The organism is Rossellomorea sp. NPDC071047 (assembly GCF_050270195.1).
Taxonomy (GTDB): Bacteria; Bacillota; Bacilli; order Bacillales; family Bacillaceae_B; genus Rossellomorea.
On sequence record NZ_JBNNJT010000001.1, the window covers coordinates 561,306 to 578,366 of the forward strand.

The 17,061-nt window shown below is 40.3% G+C and carries 19 protein-coding genes; 15 read left to right on the forward strand and 4 right to left on the reverse strand.

The window, feature by feature from the left end:
- Nucleotides 1-13 precede the first annotated feature (13 nt).
- The 3 genes from ACQKFO_RS02885 (at nt 14) to ACQKFO_RS02895 (ending at nt 2,061) form a co-directional block, all read left to right on the forward strand.
- On the forward strand, nt 14-667 hold the full coding sequence (locus tag ACQKFO_RS02885) for an SOS response-associated peptidase (RefSeq protein WP_427596781.1): 654 nt from the start codon (nt 14-16) through the stop codon (nt 665-667).
- Between the two features lie 85 nt (nt 668-752).
- Complete coding sequence (locus ACQKFO_RS02890; RefSeq protein WP_427596782.1) at nt 753-1,025, forward strand: DUF2535 family protein; 273 nt, start codon at nt 753-755, stop codon at nt 1,023-1,025.
- A 193-nt stretch (nt 1,026-1,218) separates the two neighbouring features.
- Nucleotides 1,219-2,061 carry a DegV family protein gene (locus ACQKFO_RS02895; RefSeq protein WP_427596783.1) on the forward strand — a complete coding sequence of 281 codons (843 nt, stop codon included), beginning with the start codon at nt 1,219-1,221 and terminating at the stop codon, nt 2,059-2,061.
- 81 nt (nt 2,062-2,142) lie between these two features.
- Here ACQKFO_RS02895 and ACQKFO_RS02900 read toward each other — a convergent pair whose 3' ends face one another.
- A complete protein-coding gene (locus tag ACQKFO_RS02900; protein ID WP_427596784.1) occupies nt 2,143-2,628 on the reverse strand; it encodes a PCYCGC motif-containing (lipo)protein in 486 nt (161 codons plus the stop codon).
- A gap of 221 nt (nt 2,629-2,849) precedes the next feature.
- Between ACQKFO_RS02900 and ACQKFO_RS02905 the strand changes: the two genes are divergently transcribed.
- The 3 genes from ACQKFO_RS02905 (at nt 2,850) to ACQKFO_RS02915 (ending at nt 5,350) form a co-directional block, all read left to right on the forward strand.
- A complete protein-coding gene (locus tag ACQKFO_RS02905) occupies nt 2,850-3,827 on the forward strand; it encodes a nucleoside hydrolase (RefSeq protein WP_427596785.1) in 978 nt (325 codons plus the stop codon).
- A gap of 108 nt (nt 3,828-3,935) precedes the next feature.
- Entirely contained in the window at nt 3,936-4,766 is an 831-nt protein-coding gene (locus ACQKFO_RS02910; protein WP_427596786.1) for an SGNH/GDSL hydrolase family protein, read from the forward strand.
- Nucleotides 4,763-5,350, forward strand: coding sequence for a YpmS family protein (locus tag ACQKFO_RS02915; RefSeq protein WP_427596788.1), 588 nt, complete (start codon nt 4,763-4,765; stop codon nt 5,348-5,350). The genes ACQKFO_RS02910 and ACQKFO_RS02915 overlap by 4 nt, the downstream gene beginning before the upstream one ends.
- Nucleotides 5,351-5,427: 77 nt before the next feature.
- On the opposite strand, the gene ACQKFO_RS02920 is transcribed toward ACQKFO_RS02915, so the two are convergent.
- Nucleotides 5,428-6,168, reverse strand: a complete 741-nt coding sequence (locus tag ACQKFO_RS02920) for a DUF4397 domain-containing protein (RefSeq protein WP_427596789.1) — start codon at nt 6,166-6,168, stop codon at nt 5,428-5,430.
- Nucleotides 6,169-6,499: 331 nt separating this feature from the next.
- Here ACQKFO_RS02920 and rsgA point away from each other — a divergent pair, with 331 nt between their 5' ends.
- From rsgA to ACQKFO_RS02940, 4 genes are all read left to right on the forward strand, one after another.
- Nucleotides 6,500-7,525 (forward strand): ribosome small subunit-dependent GTPase A, encoded by a 1,026-nt coding sequence (rsgA, locus tag ACQKFO_RS02925; RefSeq protein WP_427596790.1) that lies wholly within the window; start codon nt 6,500-6,502, stop codon nt 7,523-7,525.
- A 159-nt stretch (nt 7,526-7,684) separates the two neighbouring features.
- Nucleotides 7,685-8,227: a peptide-methionine (S)-S-oxide reductase MsrA gene (gene msrA / locus ACQKFO_RS02930; protein ID WP_427596791.1), complete on the forward strand. Its 543-nt coding sequence runs from the start codon at nt 7,685-7,687 to the stop codon at nt 8,225-8,227.
- Nucleotides 8,224-8,646 (forward strand): peptide-methionine (R)-S-oxide reductase MsrB, encoded by a 423-nt coding sequence (msrB, locus tag ACQKFO_RS02935; RefSeq protein ID WP_427596792.1) that lies wholly within the window; start codon nt 8,224-8,226, stop codon nt 8,644-8,646. The genes msrA and msrB overlap by 4 nt, the downstream gene beginning before the upstream one ends.
- 108 nt (nt 8,647-8,754) lie before the next feature.
- On the forward strand, nt 8,755-9,255 hold the full coding sequence (locus ACQKFO_RS02940; protein WP_427596793.1) for a PTS sugar transporter subunit IIA: 501 nt from the start codon (nt 8,755-8,757) through the stop codon (nt 9,253-9,255).
- A 151-nt stretch (nt 9,256-9,406) separates the two neighbouring features.
- Here the strand turns inward: ACQKFO_RS02940 and ACQKFO_RS02945 are convergent, their stop codons facing one another.
- The gene (locus tag ACQKFO_RS02945; protein ID WP_427596794.1) at nt 9,407-9,988 is read right to left on the reverse strand and encodes a DUF502 domain-containing protein; all 582 of its coding nucleotides are present in this window, start codon (nt 9,986-9,988) and stop codon (nt 9,407-9,409) included.
- A gap of 164 nt (nt 9,989-10,152) precedes the next feature.
- On the opposite strand from ACQKFO_RS02945, the gene ACQKFO_RS02950 reads away from it, so the two are divergent.
- Nucleotides 10,153-10,293, forward strand: coding sequence for a YjcZ family sporulation protein (locus ACQKFO_RS02950; protein WP_113970745.1), 141 nt, complete (start codon nt 10,153-10,155; stop codon nt 10,291-10,293).
- A gap of 64 nt (nt 10,294-10,357) precedes the next feature.
- Here the strand turns inward: ACQKFO_RS02950 and ACQKFO_RS02955 are convergent, their stop codons facing one another.
- Nucleotides 10,358-12,154, reverse strand: a complete 1,797-nt coding sequence (locus tag ACQKFO_RS02955) for a methyl-accepting chemotaxis protein (protein ID WP_427596796.1) — start codon at nt 12,152-12,154, stop codon at nt 10,358-10,360.
- An 872-nt stretch (nt 12,155-13,026) separates the two neighbouring features.
- Between ACQKFO_RS02955 and ACQKFO_RS02960 the strand changes: the two genes are divergently transcribed.
- The 4 genes from ACQKFO_RS02960 to ACQKFO_RS02975 are packed head-to-tail and all read left to right on the forward strand — an operon-like array spanning nt 13,027 to nt 16,953.
- Entirely contained in the window at nt 13,027-14,334 is a 1,308-nt protein-coding gene (locus ACQKFO_RS02960; RefSeq protein WP_427596797.1) for an aspartate aminotransferase family protein, read from the forward strand.
- A 2-nt stretch (nt 14,335-14,336) separates the two neighbouring features.
- Nucleotides 14,337-15,035 carry a 3-oxoacid CoA-transferase subunit A gene (locus ACQKFO_RS02965; RefSeq protein WP_427596798.1) on the forward strand — a complete coding sequence of 233 codons (699 nt, stop codon included), beginning with the start codon at nt 14,337-14,339 and terminating at the stop codon, nt 15,033-15,035.
- Nucleotides 15,014-15,676: a 3-oxoacid CoA-transferase subunit B gene (locus tag ACQKFO_RS02970; RefSeq protein ID WP_427596799.1), complete on the forward strand. Its 663-nt coding sequence runs from the start codon at nt 15,014-15,016 to the stop codon at nt 15,674-15,676. Before ACQKFO_RS02965 ends, ACQKFO_RS02970 begins: the two co-directional genes overlap by 22 nt.
- Before the next feature lie 11 nt (nt 15,677-15,687).
- A complete protein-coding gene (locus ACQKFO_RS02975; protein WP_427596800.1) occupies nt 15,688-16,953 on the forward strand; it encodes a peptidase in 1,266 nt (421 codons plus the stop codon).
- Nucleotides 16,954-17,061 lie beyond the last annotated feature (108 nt).

The following is a 17,061-nucleotide window of genomic DNA, read 5'->3' on the forward strand; positions in this document are numbered from 1 at the left end:
TGAGGTGATAATTGTGTGCGGTAGATTCTCCTTAACAACCCCACTAGAAGAATTAGTAAGGCAATACTTAATTGATGAATTCCTTGAAGAGTGGCAGCCAAGATACAATATTGCTCCAACTCAAAAAGTATTGTCCCTTATTTCACATAAGGGCATGCGCAGAGCGGGAGAGATAACGTGGGGGCTCGTGCCTCATTGGGCCGATCGGAAGAAATGGAAACCGTTGATCAATGCCCGAAGTGAAACCTTATTGGATAAACCGAGCTTCAATTCCCTTGTCCATTCGAAAAGAATGGTGATTTTTTCCGATGGATTTTATGAATGGAAGAAGGAGAAAGATCAAAAGGTGCCTGTAAGATTTCAATTAAAAGAAGAAGAGCCATTTGTGTTTGCGGGATTGTGGGATCGCAATGGAGAGTTCACAACCTCCACAATCCTTACAACTGGGGCAAATGCCCTTGTACAACCAGTGCATGAACGAATGCCTGTTATTCTCACGAGTCAGGAAGCGGTTGAGAAATGGTTAAACACAGACGATTACTCTTTTGAAGAAGCTTCTTCGGTTTTAACACCTCTTCAAAAAGATCAAATGAAAGGGTACCGGGTTTCCGATATCGTCAATTCATCCAAACACGATTCCCCCGAATGTATTGTGCCAGTTTCATAACCGATTTAGAGAAAAAATATTCGTGTTTTTGCACGATTAGACATTTTATGCACCATTAAATGGGGTATAATAAGAGTATAAACGGGTGAAAAAGAGGATTGATACTTTGCTGACAAAAACCATTGAGTTCAAATCAAAGGATGGACGAAAGGTCAAAATCTTAGAAGTTCCTGTCATGAAGGAAGATAGCCCGCTCTATCTAAGGGTAAACCTCAGGCTTCATCAATTCATTTCAAAGGTTGTCAAACAGAATGGGCCTAAGACCATGTACAGCTTTAGAGAACATTTAAAGAGAACGACGAAATGGTCAGAGTATGAAGAAATTTATCAATCAGAAGAGTTAAAGAATAATGCATAATTCTCTTGGGATCTGGTCTTTAAGCGTATTGTTACGTGGGACCAGTCCTTTTTATATGAAACAATTATGGACACGACACGTTCAAAATTATATATCAATTAAGACAACCGGTTTGGAAATCCTTCGTATCTATTTAATTCCTCGGCATTTAACGATATAATACTAATGATATGGGAGATAGGATGTGGCAAAATTGACCAAAATTAAGATTGTAACAGACTCAACAGTAGATTTATCAGATGACGTCGTAAAGGAACTGGATATTCATGTAGTCCCTCTATCCATTTCAATCGATGGAGAGACGTACTTAGATAGAGTAGACCTTTCACCACTTAGCTTTCTGGAAAAAATGAAAGCTTCTAAGGAATTACCAAAAAGTTCGCAGCCACCGGCAGGAACATTTGTAGAACTTTATGATGAATTAGGAAAAGATGGTTCGAAAGTTTTATCCATACATATGACAGGTGGAATGAGTGGTACTGTGCGCTCAGCTGAGTCTGCTGCAGAAATGTCTTCAACAGATGTGGCGGTTGTAGATTCCCGCTTTATTTCTAAAGGACTGGCCTTTCAGGTAATTGAAGCTGCCAAGCTTGCTAAAGAAGGGAAAACATTGGAAGAAATTCTTAAAGCAGTTGAAACGATCCGTCAAAATACAAACTTGTTCGTTGTCGTAGATACACTTGAGAACCTTGCAAAAGGCGGTAGAATCGGGAAGGGACGTGCAATGATCGGTTCCTTGCTCAATATTAAACCAATCGCTTCATTAGAAGGAGGCGAATACACTCCAGTTGCAAAGGTTCGAAGCCATTCACAAGTTGTAAAATACTTGACCACGCAATTTTTAGACGATGTAAAAGGAAAGACAATTCGTGGCGTAGGGCTTGTTCATGCCGATGGCCTGGAGCTGGCTCAAAATCTTAAAGCTAAGATTATCGAAAAAACAGGTTACGACCAAATCGATATTGTTCCGACAACACCAATCATCAGTACCCACACAGGAATTGGTGCGATAGGATTTATGTATTACACTGATTGATCTAACCAAAGGCGAAAGGGAATTTTCCTTTCGCTTTTTTCTATATTAAAAAACAGCAGAATCATCTGCTGTTTTTAAAAATTATGAAGGCATAGGCGTCGGGGTAGGCTTAGCGTAACCTTCATTATATTGTTCATCGATAAAGTTTCTAATTTGCTTGATGGATTCACCATTCTTGTACATCACTATGGATTCTGCCGCAATTTCCAAACACACCTGGCATCTGGTACCGTGATCATCCCATACCACTTTGTCCCCTTTTATTTCGTAAACAAAGCAATTCAGATTACTCTCGTGCCCGGCAGAATCACCGCACCCGCAATAACATGGGATATATTGTAACATCTCAGGGTTTTTAGCAGCTGAAGAATAGATAAGCTTCATATTGTCGTCCTTATCATCGAGAAAAGAGGGAAGTGTATCAACGGAAGCAGTTTCCTCCCTAAGATCCCCATTGGCGGCTGTATGATCATGATGAGCTTCCTCATCCTGATTGCTTGAACAACCGGCAAGAATGCCTAATAAACCAATAACAACAGTGAAATATAATAAGAGATTTTTTTTCATACGTTCTCCTTCCCTACGCGATTATATATGTATTGTACCACTTTAAAAAAAGCAGGTTTGTACCTTTTCTTGATGATTTTATGAATCTTATTGCGTCCTCATAACCAATGCAATCATATCATAGAAGTATAATAGGTAAGAAGTTTGGTCTGATCTCTCCAATAGCTAAAAAATGATTCTTTCTTATTATATTGATATCAAATGAAAGGAAGTGGCCGGACTTGACTGATAAGAAAAAAGTATTGGTGATTTCAGACTTTGGGATCGATGATATTGTCGCAGTACTATATGCTTACTATAGTGATACGATTGAAATTGTAGGAATTGTTTCTGATTATGGAAATGTCTCTAAAGCGAGTGCATTGAAAAACGTCAAATATCTTCAAAGTATTACCGGAATCACCGATATACCTGTTATCGGGGGAGCGGTCTCTGCTTTGACGGGCATACAACCGCAATTTTTTCCAGATATACACGGTATTGATGGCCTGGGACCGATATCACTTGATAATATAGAACTCGACAACTCAGAAATAAGCGAAAACTTTTATGAAATCAATTCACTAATTGATAAGTATGCGGGTGAGTTATATATATACTCTGCTGGTCGATTGACTTCCTTGGCAACTGCCTTTGTTCTATACCCGGAAACAATGAAAAAGGTGAAAGAATTTTATGTGATGGGAGGTGCATTTCATGTACCGGGCAATGTGACTCCTACGGCTGAAGCGAATTTTTATGGAGATCCTTATGCTGCCAATATCTTGATTCAACTCGCCCCCAAACAAATCCATCTCATCCCCTTAGATGTAACCATGTATGCTCTTTTAACACCTGCAATGATTGATCATCTCCATGAATTTTATTTGAAATCAAATGACAAAGTCGGGCAGATCATCAAACCGATGGTGGATTATTATTATGAGTTCTATAAGAAAACGTATCCAGATATTTCAGGAAGTCCCCTGCACGATTTATTGGCCATGTGGGCACTTGCGGATGGCGATAAAATGATGTTTGAAGAAGTTCCTATCCGGGTTGCGACCAATACAGGCTGGACTTTTGGTCAAAGCATAGGAGATTTTAGGCAGTCAAAGGAAAAAGAAAATTGGCAGGTCCATAAGATCGCAAAGCAGTTCAACTATAGGCAGTTTATCACAGAGGTATTCGAGACGTTGAAATCTGGTCCCAGCCGGTAGATTGACAAAGTCACATAAATTTACATGTTCTTAATGATTTGTTTACAAAGGTTTCATGACGAAACAAGCGTGATATAATAATACTAAAGTGCAAGCGAGGTGACGCATATGAAAAAACTACCGATTATCATGCTCGCTTTTGTTTTTTTTCTGTCAGGGTGTTCGTTAGAAGATGCTGCTGAGCATATTACAAGGGAAGTATCCATGTGGGATAAAGATAATCCGAACGATACCTTCATACCGAAGAACTTAAAAGTTGTTTCAGTGGGAGATTCATTAACTCAAGGTGTGGGTGACAGTACGAAAAAGGGTGGATATGTCCCTTATTTAGAGAAACACCTGGAATCATTGGATGGAGTAAAGGACGTCCAATTTCATAACTATGGGGTAAGAGGGAACCGTACAGACCAATTATTAAAAAGATTGAAAAAAGAAGACGTGAAAACGTCGATCGAACAATCAGATTTAGTGATGATCACGATTGGCGGAAACGACGTTATGAAAATCTTTCGTGAAAATCTTTCACACTTGAAGTTAGAAGTGTTTCAAGAAGAGAAACGCCAATACCAATTACGTTTACAAGAAATCATCGAAACGATCAGGAGCTATAACCCTAATGCAGGAATCGTTCTTGTAGGGTTATATAATCCATTCAATACATGGTTTTCTGATATTGAAGAAGTCAACCAGGTGATTCATGATTGGAATGATGCCAGCCGGGAGATTCTTTCAGATTATGATAAAACCTTATTCGTTAAGATAGAGGACTTATTTATTGATGCAGGGGATACTTTATTGTTTGAAGACTACTTTCACCCAAATGATGAAGGCTACAAAATGATAGCAGATCGTATGTTTATAAACCTGACAAACGGGGAAACATTAGCTACATTAACAGATAGAAAGAAACCTGTTGAGGAAGAGGAGCAGCCGTCATGAAGAACAAATGGAAGATAGGGTTTTTTGTTCTTTTAGGAGTTGTATTAATAGGATTAGCCATCATTGTTTCAATGATTTTTATGCCGATTAAAGATGATGCACTGCCTAAAAACAACAAAAACACCAATCAAGAAGTAGGGTTTAACGTGGAAACAAACAAAAAGGACTTAAATCTTATTATTGAACATTATATTGAAGAAGAAGGTATGAAGGGACCTGTTGATTATGAGGTTCAGTTAAAAGACGACGTGGAATTAATGGGATCTGTTCCGGTATTTACATCAAACTTAGACTTTAAGTTGGATTTTGAACCTAAAGCACTGGAAAATGGAGACATCCTCCTGAAACAGAAATCCATATCAGTAGGACAATTGAATCTGCCGGTTTCATACGTATTGAAGGTAATAAGAGATTCTTATAACTTTCCGGAATGGGTGAAGATACAACCTACCGATGAATTAATCTACGTATCATTACAGGACATGAAATTGAAGAGTGATATTAAAGTAAGGGCGAACGAATTTAATTTAAAGGAAGATAATATTTCATTCCGGTTATTAGTCCCGGTAGATCGTGCTCAATAGGAAAAGGTGGCCTCCCGATGGAAGCCACCTTTTTCGTATGCGGGCGTAAGTAGGCACAAACCGGGACACAGGCATGATTATCCTTTTAATAGAATGGCTTCTAATTCAGGGGTTCCGTTGGCTAACCCGACAGCTACGATGGTGTAAGCTTGATTAGGGCTTAATTTAACATTCGGAACACTCAGTACGGTATTTTTGCTTCCTGCCACTCTGGCTTCCAGATTGACCGTCATCGGGGTTAATCCAAGGTAGTCTGTAGCTTGCTTGAAGGATATATTCGGAAATACGACGTCTCCACCCTTTACTGCGATATCCACTGCAGGGGCGTCAGGGGAAAGATGTATGAATTTAACCTTTGTTTCTCCGCTGGGAACCGTTGGATCATCAAGGAATGGAAGAAGTTGCAGTTTATTTAAAGTACCTACAGCGGCGAGAGTATAAATTTTACCTGGATCAATTTTTACTTTTTTACTGATAACAGTGGTCACACTTGTACCTGCAGGGTAAACATCGATATGATATTTCCCAGCTGGTAAGGTTAAATAATCACTGACATCCTTAAAGGCAACATCACGTAATACACGGCTTCCATTCACATAAACGTCCACATTCGGTGCATCGGGTACAGCATGTAAAACGCGGACATAAGAAGGCTGTGTGGATGTAGTCATATCAGCGCGCTGAGCTTGCATTGCAAGCCTCATGTATTTCAAATGTTTTTGATAATAATGAATATGCATGGATGGATCTGTGTATTTATAATAATCGGATAATAAGTCATACATCGCTGCTTTATTCAAATAATCATGTTGGCTCATCCGTATCTCTCCCTTTTGTTTATTAACACAATAGATTATGCATCGGAGAAAAAATGGTGAAAGAACCTATTTTTTGAATAAATCAGAAATATTTCTTGCGTTATAGAAGAAAATAATGGATAATAAAATTACTAATTGAGAAAGTGGGTGATGACATATGAACTTATTATTGATTTGTTATACAAGTAAACTAAATATGCTTCGTAATGGTTCTATGCGTCAACTCACTTTAAACGGGATAATCTGATTTTTTCATTCTTTCAATCTTGAAAAAAATCCGTTGGCGTGTAGAACTGCGCAACGGATTTTTTTAATTTTGGGAGGAACTGAATTGAATAATAGAGAAGAAGTATTTGAAATGATGAAACACTTTGAAGAAGAAGGGTACATGTTAGGAAGAGTTGTGACCGAGCAAAAGGGTGCCTTCATGGTCATGACCAGAACAGAAGATCGATTAAGTAAAATATCCGGGAAACTCAGGTACCAAACGGTAAAACGTGAAGATCTTCCAGCGGTAGGTGATTGGGTTCTCTTGAGCGAAGAAGGAGCAATCATTGAAAAGGTCCTGCCAAGAACAAGTAAATTTTCAAGAAAAAAAGCAGGAGAAGAAGCGGAGGAGCAAATCATTGCCACGAATATAGATACCGTATTTATTCTTTCTTCGTTAAATGATGATTTAAACAGTAAACGGATGGAGAGATATTTACTACTATGTTGGGAAAGCGGGGCAAATCCCGTTGTCGTTCTTACCAAATCTGATACATGTGAGGATATTGAAGAGAAAAAGAGAGAAGTTGAAAGCAAATTGCTCGGGGTTAAAGTGTTAGCCATAAGTTCTGTAAATCTTGAGGGAATTGAGGAACTGCATCCCTATTTGGAGAAGGGAAAAACGGTAGCGCTTGTCGGTTCTTCCGGTGTGGGGAAATCGACCCTGACAAACATCCTTGTAGGAAATGACGTTCAGAAGACCAAACAAATCAGGGAATCAGATGATAAGGGCCGCCATACCACAACTCACAGAGAGTTATTCTTATTGGATGGTGGTGCATCCATCATCGATACGCCCGGTATGAGGGAGATTCAACTATGGCAGGGACAAGAAGGACTATCCACGCAGTATAACGATATTGAAAAGTTGGCACTTCAATGCAGATTCACCGATTGTCGTCATGTGGATGAGCCTGGTTGTAAGGTTAGAGCTGCGATACAAGAGGGTACTTTGTCAGAGGAACGATTCGGGCATTATCTGAAGTTGCAAAGGGAAATTGCCTACATGGAGAGAAAAGGGAATAAGCGACTGGAGTCGTTAGAACGAAAAAAATGGAAGAATATCGGTAAGCAGAAAAAACTTAAGTAATAGATGTACGATAGACCCTGGATGACTCCAGGGTCTATTTTTATTTTGTTACCTGTATACCAATTCAACAAGCTTAATATTTTCCCTTTTAACGTGAATGCGTTAAAATCTCTTACAAAGGGAATAGTGAAAGAGAATGAAATGGAAAGGATGATGAGCATGTCGGAAGCTTCGCATTATGAAATAGCTACATTTGCCGGAGGTTGCTTTTGGTGCATGGTGAAACCGTTTGATGAACAGCCGGGGATTGGCAGTGTGATTTCAGGTTACACGGGAGGAACCGTTCCGAATCCAACTTATCAAGAAGTATGCTCAGAAACGACTGGTCATTATGAGGCCGTTCAAATTGAATACGATCCATCCCTGTTTCCTTATGAAAAATTACTGGAAGTATATTGGCAGCAAATTGACCCAACCGATCCAGGCGGGCAATTCTTTGACCGTGGACATTCGTATAAAACGGTTATCTTCTTTCATAATGAAGAGCAAAAGGTGCTTGCCGAACAATCTAAAAAGAAACTTGGGCAGTCAGGTAAGTTTCAAAAGCCGATTGCTACTCAAATTCTGCCTGCGAAGGAATTTTATCCTGCTGAGGAGTATCATCAGGGTTATTACAAAAAGAACCCTGGTCATTATAATCGATACAGCCGAGGGTCTGGAAGAATTGCATTTATTGAAAATCATTGGGGGGAAGAGAAATGAGTAAAGAAGATTTAAAGAAAACGTTAACTCCTGAACAATATGATGTCACACAGAAGAATGGGACTGAACCTCCTTTTAGTAATGCGTATTGGAATACGTTTGAAGAGGGAATCTATGTAGATATCGTATCAGGTAAACCTCTCTTTAGTTCTAAAGATAAATATGATGCCGGCTGTGGTTGGCCAAGTTTTACAAAGCCGATAGACGAAAAGGAAGTCACTGAAAAAGAAGACCGCAGTCATTTTATGGTCAGGACGGAAGTGAGGAGTAAAGAAGCAGATTCTCATCTGGGTCACGTTTTTAATGATGGGCCGGGACCAACCAAGCTTCGATACTGTATTAATTCAGCCGCTCTCCGATTTATCCCGGCAGAAAAGCTTAACGAAGAAGGATATGGGCAATATACAAAATTATTTTAATATAATGAAGCGTTGTGAAACTCTTCACATATGTGCTAGAATAGATTTCTGATGTTTACATTGCGCTACATATGTGTATATAAAATATATATAGGAAGGTGAATGATTATGTTAAAAAAGCTTTTCGGTAAAAAAGAAGAGGCACCTAAAACCGTTCAAGCAGTTGCGCCTTTAACGGGTACATTAAAATCACTTGAAGAGGTTCCGGATCCAGTATTTTCTCAAAAGATGATGGGAGATGGGATTGCGATTGATCCTACAGTAGGTAAAGTTGTTTCACCTGTAGACGGAGAAATCATGCAGCTTTTTCCAACAAAGCACGCAGTTGGGATCAAAGCGAAAAACGGTGCTGAAATTCTTATCCACATCGGTCTTGAAACAGTATCAATGAACGGTGAAGGCTTTGAAGCACATGTTTCAGAAGGGTCCAAGGTGAATATGGGAGATCCATTAATTACGTATGACTTAGACCTTGTGAAAGAAAAAGCAAAAAGTACCATCACACCAATCATCTTAACAAACGGTGATGACATGGCTGAACTAGTGAAAAAAGAGTTGACGTCCGTGTCAGCTGGACAGGATGAGGTATTGGAAATTTCATCTAAATAACTATAATAGGAAGGGACCGGCTTGATTGCCGGTCTTTTTTTATATGGTGTCCATCAGGAAGCGAGTGATGGATAAAATTTGTCCATGCATTCCTATTATTTATCATAAAAAAACCAAAAGACATAATTCGAATTCTGGTCTTTTTTAATAACTATTTCTCCTTCTTCGTCGTCATTCCCCCAGACAATATAAACTTCATCGCTTCTTCAGATTTAATGTCCAGTATTTCAATATCACTTTTGGGAATCAAAAAGGTGACTCCTGCTACTTGGAACGTTTGAGGTACGTATACGCCTAGGTGATCTTGCAGGTCATTATGTAAATCTGCAAGGTTCTCTGCCGTAATAAAGCCCAGGCATTTCATTGTTGTTCCAGGCATTTTGACGAGTGCCACTTTGGAAAAAGACTTCTTTTCTCCTACGAAAGAGTGAATGGTATCTTTGATGACCGAGTAAATCGTTTTGACAAAGGGGATTTTTTGTAAAAGGATGTCAACTATACGGATGATCGTACCAGTAAAAAACTTTGTGGAAAGCCAACCGAGCACGGTCAATAGAACGATGGTTGCGAGTAGTCCAATACCGGGAATATAATTTTCATCAAGATATGGTTTTAAAACATTTCCTAATAATCCATCGAGGAATAGAAACATTTTATAAACTACATAAGTGACCAATCCAATCGGAACAATTGTTAGAACACCGTTAACAAACGATTTTAAAAACCATTTCATACTGTCATTTCTCCTGTCTTCTCTTAAAATCTATCCCTATTATATAGAAAGGCTATGATACTGAAAAGGAACAGCTCTAAATAAATTAGGCAAATACACAAACCATTTCTAGGTGAATGACATACAGTGTAATGTAAATAAATATTTTTTGAGGAGTGATAGGTATGAACTATGGTTATGGTTGTGATCCATGCTATCAAGGTGGATATGCTTATCCAGTTGCCGGTGTCAATAATTTTGCGTTGATTGTTGTGTTATTCATCCTGTTAATTATTATTGGAGCCGTTTGCTACTGCGGGAAGTGATTCCAGATTTTATCGTTAGATGAGAAATGAAAAAGAGCCGTCACACGACGGCTCTTTTTTAGTCTTAGATTTTAAAACTTGAAACAAGTTCTTTCAATTTTTCCGCTTGTTGTGAAAGCTCTGAAGCGCTTGCCGTTACTTGTTCCATCGCAGCTGATCCTTCCTCGGAGGCAGCAGCAGTGGTTTCTGTGTTAGAAGCAGTAGCTTCAGCAATTTCATTGACCAGGGCAAATGAAGCTGCTACATCATGACTGAGACTAAGGGTTTCCTGAATGTGACCAACCATCTCATCCACTACAACTGTTGTTTTTGTGGTTTGGTTTAGTATATCTTCAAGGGAGGCGTTTGTCTCATTTGTGATTTCGACTCCTGCGATAACCTCTTTTACTCCATCTGAATTTTGCTTAATAATGACATTCACTTCTTCTTGAATGCTGTGTACGATTTCTGTAACACCTTTTGCCGCTTGTCGGGATTGTTCAGCCAGTTTCCTGACTTCATCTGCCACAACGGCAAAGCCTCTTCCATGCTCCCCGGCACGTGCCGCTTCAATGGCAGCATTCAATGCAAGAAGGTTGGTTTGCTCTGCAATATCAGTAATGGTACCTATAATCGTCGTAATTTGTGATGAACGCTGTCCTAACGCTTCGACGGTTTCACTTGTATTGGACATGGTTTCTTCAATGTTCAACATTTTAGTTGAAGAGGCTTGAACGGTTTTGCCGCCTCGTTCAGCAACCACCCTCATATCACGTGCAGTTTCTCGTACTTGTTCTGCTTGATTGAATAAAAAACGGGCGGCTTCTTCCAAACTGTTCATTTTTTCTAATGAGGTAGACATCCGACTTGTTGTTTGATCGCTTCCAGCTGCAATTTCAGTGGATGTTTCTGCAATGGAAGTAATCGTCCTTGATGTTTCTTCGGCTGAAGCAAGAAGTTCCTGACTGCTGGCTGATACGTTTTCGGCCATTTCCGAAACCTGTTTTACCAGGATGGCGATTCCGGCGATAAGCTGATTTGTATCAGATGCCAGGTCAGCTAGCTCATCCTTGGATTTCACATGAATTCGTTTTGTTAAATCTCCGCCTGCGTTTGCTATCTCTAAAATAGAGCGGCTGATTTTCCTGGTGTTCGTCTTAATTGTATGAGATAAAATGATGCCGAAGAAGATAGCCAATAAAACCGCAAATGCCGATAAGCCAATGGTAACGACTTTGGACAGGAAAACCTGTTGATTTAGAGAATCAATACGATTATTCAGATCCTTTTGTTGGTCGACAACAATCATATCTACATATGAGCGGATTCCGTCTAGGTACTTCTTACCCGTACCAGATTCAACAAGTGTTGCTGCTTGCTCAAGCCCTTTATCTTTCCTTGTCTCGATTACCCGATCAACGAACTGAATCCAAAATCCATATTGAGCTTCTATCTTATCCAATTTATCAAGCTGCTCCTGATCGTCGTGTAATAGAGTATTCAATTCTTCGATGTGACTTTCTACCTGACCTTTACCATTTTGATAGGGGGCAAGAAATCCCGTGGCCCCTGTAATGACAAAGCCTTGTTCTCCAATTTCAATCTCATTTAATACCTTCGATAAATCCTTCACCTTTGTATCAACCTGCATATCATATGTAATCAGCGTGTTGATCTCTTTTTCAAGCTTCATCATATTGAAGTAAGAAGTTGAGGCAAGGACTAGAAGGACAATGGTCAATAAACCGAAAGACAGAACCACTTTTCCCCGGATTGTCCGGAAATATGAGAAGGCTCCCAATGTCTTTTTTTGTTTTTCTTTCTTATTTTTCTTCATTTTTGGTGCTTTTTTTAGATATTTTTCTCTAGTCTTTTTCACCATTTCCCCCTCCTGAAGATAAGCAAAAAGTAGCATCATAGGATGAACTTACCATTATTTTATACATATCGACCTAATTTATCTAGTCACTTTGTAAACTTTTTGTCGAATTTTTAAGAATCTTAGTACATTTCACTCAATAAACTCTTATTGAAAGGCTCTTTTAGCAAAGATTGTTGTTTTCTAGCATAGAATCTGCCAGGGCTCTGTCAACCAGGTTTATGCTGGATGGTGAGGGGAACTGCTCCGCTTGCAGCTAGCGTTCGGCCGAGCTTCCTCAGCTTAGCCGAACGGGGTCTCGGCACGCCCAAAATCCGCCGGAGTCTGCGCAGTTCCCCTCACCATCTTTAACAGAAATTTTTTGACAGAGCATCAAGGTGTGCAAGAGAACAAAGCAACTATAAAAGTTTCTTCTTTGTTAAAAGGAAAAACAATTCCTACTCACCTTAAATGGGATTGTTTGCTAAAATTCTTGTTTTAAATGTTTTTCATTAAGGATTCATGCTCAGAAAGTTGATTCTCGCTGCAGGATGCTCGACTCCTGCGGGAATAGCTGGACAGGTGAGACCCCGGAGGCGCAGCCGAGGAGGCTCACCGCCAGCCCCGCGGAAAGCGAGCATCCTGGAGCGGAAATCAACTATTACTTTCTCCTCTACAATAGCAACAAACTTTACGAGAAGAGCCTAATGAAAAAAATTGTTATTTTTGATGAGGCTTTGAGCTTTAATAAAAATTCATTTGTATTATTCTTTTTTCTTAAAGAAAAGAAAGATTCTGTTTTTCATACATATGAATAATGGTAGGGAAATCTTTTTATGCAACCAGATGAGCGAATCGAAAGAGAGTACGAATCTGATTCTTTCAGGAGGGGGATTATGCCTCATTCGCATTTAATAAAGCCGTTGATTGGTGAACACTATCCGACAATCGATTATGGAAAAGGGGTGTATTTGTACGATACTGATGGCCGGGAGTATATAGATGCTTGTTCCGGAGCGGTTACGGCAAATGTAGGACATGGCATGGAAGAAATTCTTCAATCGATTGTGAATCAAGGAAATAAAGTGGCATTTGTGTATCGCTCTCAATTCAGTAATCAGCCTGCAGAGGATTTAGCGGCCTTTCTTAACGATAAGACAGGCTATCCATGGAGTTTCTTCGTTAATAGTGGTTCTGAGGCGGTTGAGACGGCCATCAAAATTGCCATCCAGCATTGGCAGGAACAAGGAAAACCGATGAAAAGAAAGATTTTATCCCGATGGCTGAGTTACCATGGTATCACTTTCGGTGCATTATCTGCATCCGGACATCCATCCAGAAGAGAACGCTTCGACTCCTTTTTAGGTGACTGGCCGACCGTCGAGCCGCCTTATTGTGCTCACTGTCCTTTTGGAAAAACGCATCCATCATGTGATCTTGCCTGTGCTTCTCAATTAGAAACGATGATCAGCAGAATAGGAGCCGATAATATTGCTGCCTTTATGGCAGAACCGATCATCGGTGCAGCAGGTGGGGCGATTACTCCTCCAAAAGGTTATTATAAAAGGATAAAGTCAATCTGTGAGAAACATGATATTTTGTTTATTTCAGATGAAGTGATGACAGGCTGTGGTCGGACTGGAACCTTTTTAGCTTTAGAGCAGTGGCAAGTGAAAGCCGATATTGTAGCGATAGGAAAAGGACTAAGTGCAGGATATGCCCCCATTGCTGCCACGCTCATTTCCGAGAACATTATGGAGCCGATTTTGAATGGGTCAAGAGTCATTATGAGCGGTCATACATTTAGTGGAAATCCTATGTCGGCAACAGCAGCACTTGCTGTTCTAAAACTGATTGATTCAGAAAAGATGATTGAAGGTGTCGATCATAAAGGAACATATTTGAAAAATCTAATAGAAAAAATAAAAACTGAATTTTCCTTTGTGCAAGATGTGAGAGGAAAAGGACTGATGTTGGGAATAGAGCTTGATCCCCTTGGAGCACCATTTACTTCTTATATTGTTCAAGCCGGGGTTGAATGTGGGATTTTATTATATCCCGCAGCGGCGGGGATAGATGGGAGGAAGGGATCCGCCATTATGGTTGCTCCTCCATTGAACAGTTCGAAAAGGGAGCTCGAGGAAATGGTTAAAAGACTCAGAAGAACCTTTCAACTAGTAGAAGAGAATTGGAAGGAGATCTAAAAATGTCCCGTCTTCATAATAAAAAAAGCAGCTATGAAAATATAAAACATTTTTTTAATGATGGAATGACTTTGATGTTTGGCGGATTTGGGGGGGTGGGTTCTCCTCCTACTATATGTAAGCACTTATTGGATTGGGGAACGAAGGATATCACGATTATTGGAAATGATACAGGCTTTCCTCATATCGGAATCGGACAACTGGTTGCACAATACAGAGTAAAGAAGGTGATTGCTTCCCATATCGGGTCTAACCCGGTAGCAGGTCGATTAATGAGTGAAGGGAAGCTTGAAGTTGAATTCTCACCACAAGGTATACTGGCCGAAAGAATCCGGGCTGGTGGAGTGGGGTTGAAGGGTATCGTGACAGAAATTGGTGTGGAAGATCCTTATTTAAATAAAGGGAAAAAGATACTGGAGGTAAATGGGGAACGTTACTTGTATGAAACAGCGCTGGTTGCTGAAGTTGGGATAGTATATGCCAAAAAAGCCGACACATATGGAAACCTTATTTATGATAAGAGTGCCAGAAATACGAATCCCCTTGTGGCTATGGCAGCAGATATCACGATTGTTGAGGCAGAAGAAATCGTGAATGCAGGGGAGTTGGATCCTGAGGAAATCGTCACATCGGGTGTTTTTGTAGATCATATTGTTTTATCTAAAGGAGTCGACTGGAAATGGGCCTGGGAAACGAAATAAAGGATAAGTTAGCTAAGCGTGCGGCTTTGGAAGTGAAAGAGCATATGATTGTAAATTTAGGGATAGGAATACCATCACTTGTTCCAAATCATCTTCCCACGGGGGTTCCCGTTGTTTTTCAATCGGAGAACGGAATTATTGGAATCGGACCTGCACCTGGGGAAGGGCAAGAGGACGAAAACTTGTGTAATGCGGGAGGATACCCTGTTTCATTAATGAAAGGAGGGTGTTATACAGATAGCTCGATTGCATTTGCCATGATTCGCCGAGGCAAAGTCGATTTAACAATTCTGGGCTCCCTGCAAGTCAGTGAAAAAGGCGATCTTGCCAATTGGATCATACCAGGCAAAAAAGTACCGGGGATGGGAGGTGCAACCGAACTTGCCTCTAAGGCAAAGAGAGTCATAGTGCTCATGACCCATTTGGATAAAAAAGGGGGCAGCAAAATCGTTCAGGAATGCACGCTTCCATTAACCACGAGATCATGTGTTTCAATGATTATAACAGACAGGGCCGTATTTACAATTGAAGATGGTCGATTGATATTAAAAGAACTATTTAATCCATATACACTTCAAGATATTGAAGAGACAACAGAAGCTCGATATACCCTTGGCCCCGCTATCAAGTATATAGACTAGGAGGAACCGATTTGGAAACTCACCGTCTCATCAAAGAAATAATAGAAGAAAAAAAGAAAAGCACAATCAAGCTCCTGCAAAGGTTAGTGCAGGAAGATAGTGTAAGGGGCAATGAATCTAAGGCACAGGCGATTGTCATCGAGAAATGCAGGAAGCTTGGCTTGGAGTTGGACATTTGGGAAGTGAAAGAATCGGATGTCTGTGATCATCCTTTTTATCGTTGTGATCGTGAGAACTTCGAAGGCAATCCAAATGTAGTGGGTGTGTTAAAAGGAACAGGTGGGGGCAGGAGTCTTTTGTTAAATGGACACATCGATGTCGTACCAGAAGGTGACAGGAAGAATTGGACCTATGACCCTTACGGTGGTGTGCTTGAAGATGGAAGGCTTTACGGAAGAGGGTCAACCGATATGAAGGGGGGATCTGTTGCTTTACTCCTTGCATTGGAAGTTGTTAAGGAGTTAAACATCCCACTGAAAGGTGATATCCTCTTTCAAAGTGTGATAGAGGAGGAAAGTGGCGGGACCGGGACCCTTGCCGCCTTAGTGAGAGGGTACAAAGCAGATGCTGCCATTATTCCCGAACCCACCAACATGAAGATCTTTCCGAAGCAACAGGGATCCATGTGGTTCCGCCTGAAAGTAAAAGGGAAATCGGCACATGGGGGCACCAGGTATGAAGGGGTAAACGCCATTGATAAAGCCTATACCGTCATTCAAACTCTTCAAGAACTTGAATTATCCAGAAACAAGAGGGTGGATGATCCTTTGTATAGAAATATTCCCATTCCAATACCCATCAATATTGGAAAAATTGAAAGCGGGAAGTGGCCATCTTCCGTTCCTGATCTTGCTATCATTGAGGGGAGGGTGGGGGTTGCACCATGGGAGTCCTTACAACAAGTAGAAAAAGAGGTAGAAGATGCCCTCTCTAAGATGGATAAGGTTGATTCATGGTTTGATCATCATCCTGTGGAAATCGAATGGTTTGGTGGAAGATGGCAGCCGGGAGAACTTTCCTGTGAGCATGAATTAGTGGAAAAGCTTTGCTATCATGCCAATGAAGTATTGCAAACCACCCCAATCATCGAAGCCTCTCCCTGGGGAACGGATGGTGGAATCCTATCTAGGGGAGGGAATATTCCGGTCGTCGTATTTGGTCCTGGAACAACTGAAGTGGCCCATGACGCAAACGAATACATCGAATTGAATAAAATCTATCAGACTGCTGAAATACTTTCCTTATTTATTTTGGATTGGTGTAATAAAGAGTCATAATTTTCCTGTAAATGGGTATAGAGTAATAAATGATATTTACCCTTTCACATACCGTTGGTCAGCTTCAATGTTTATTAACTTCATATCATCCCCAGAAGGAACAACTCT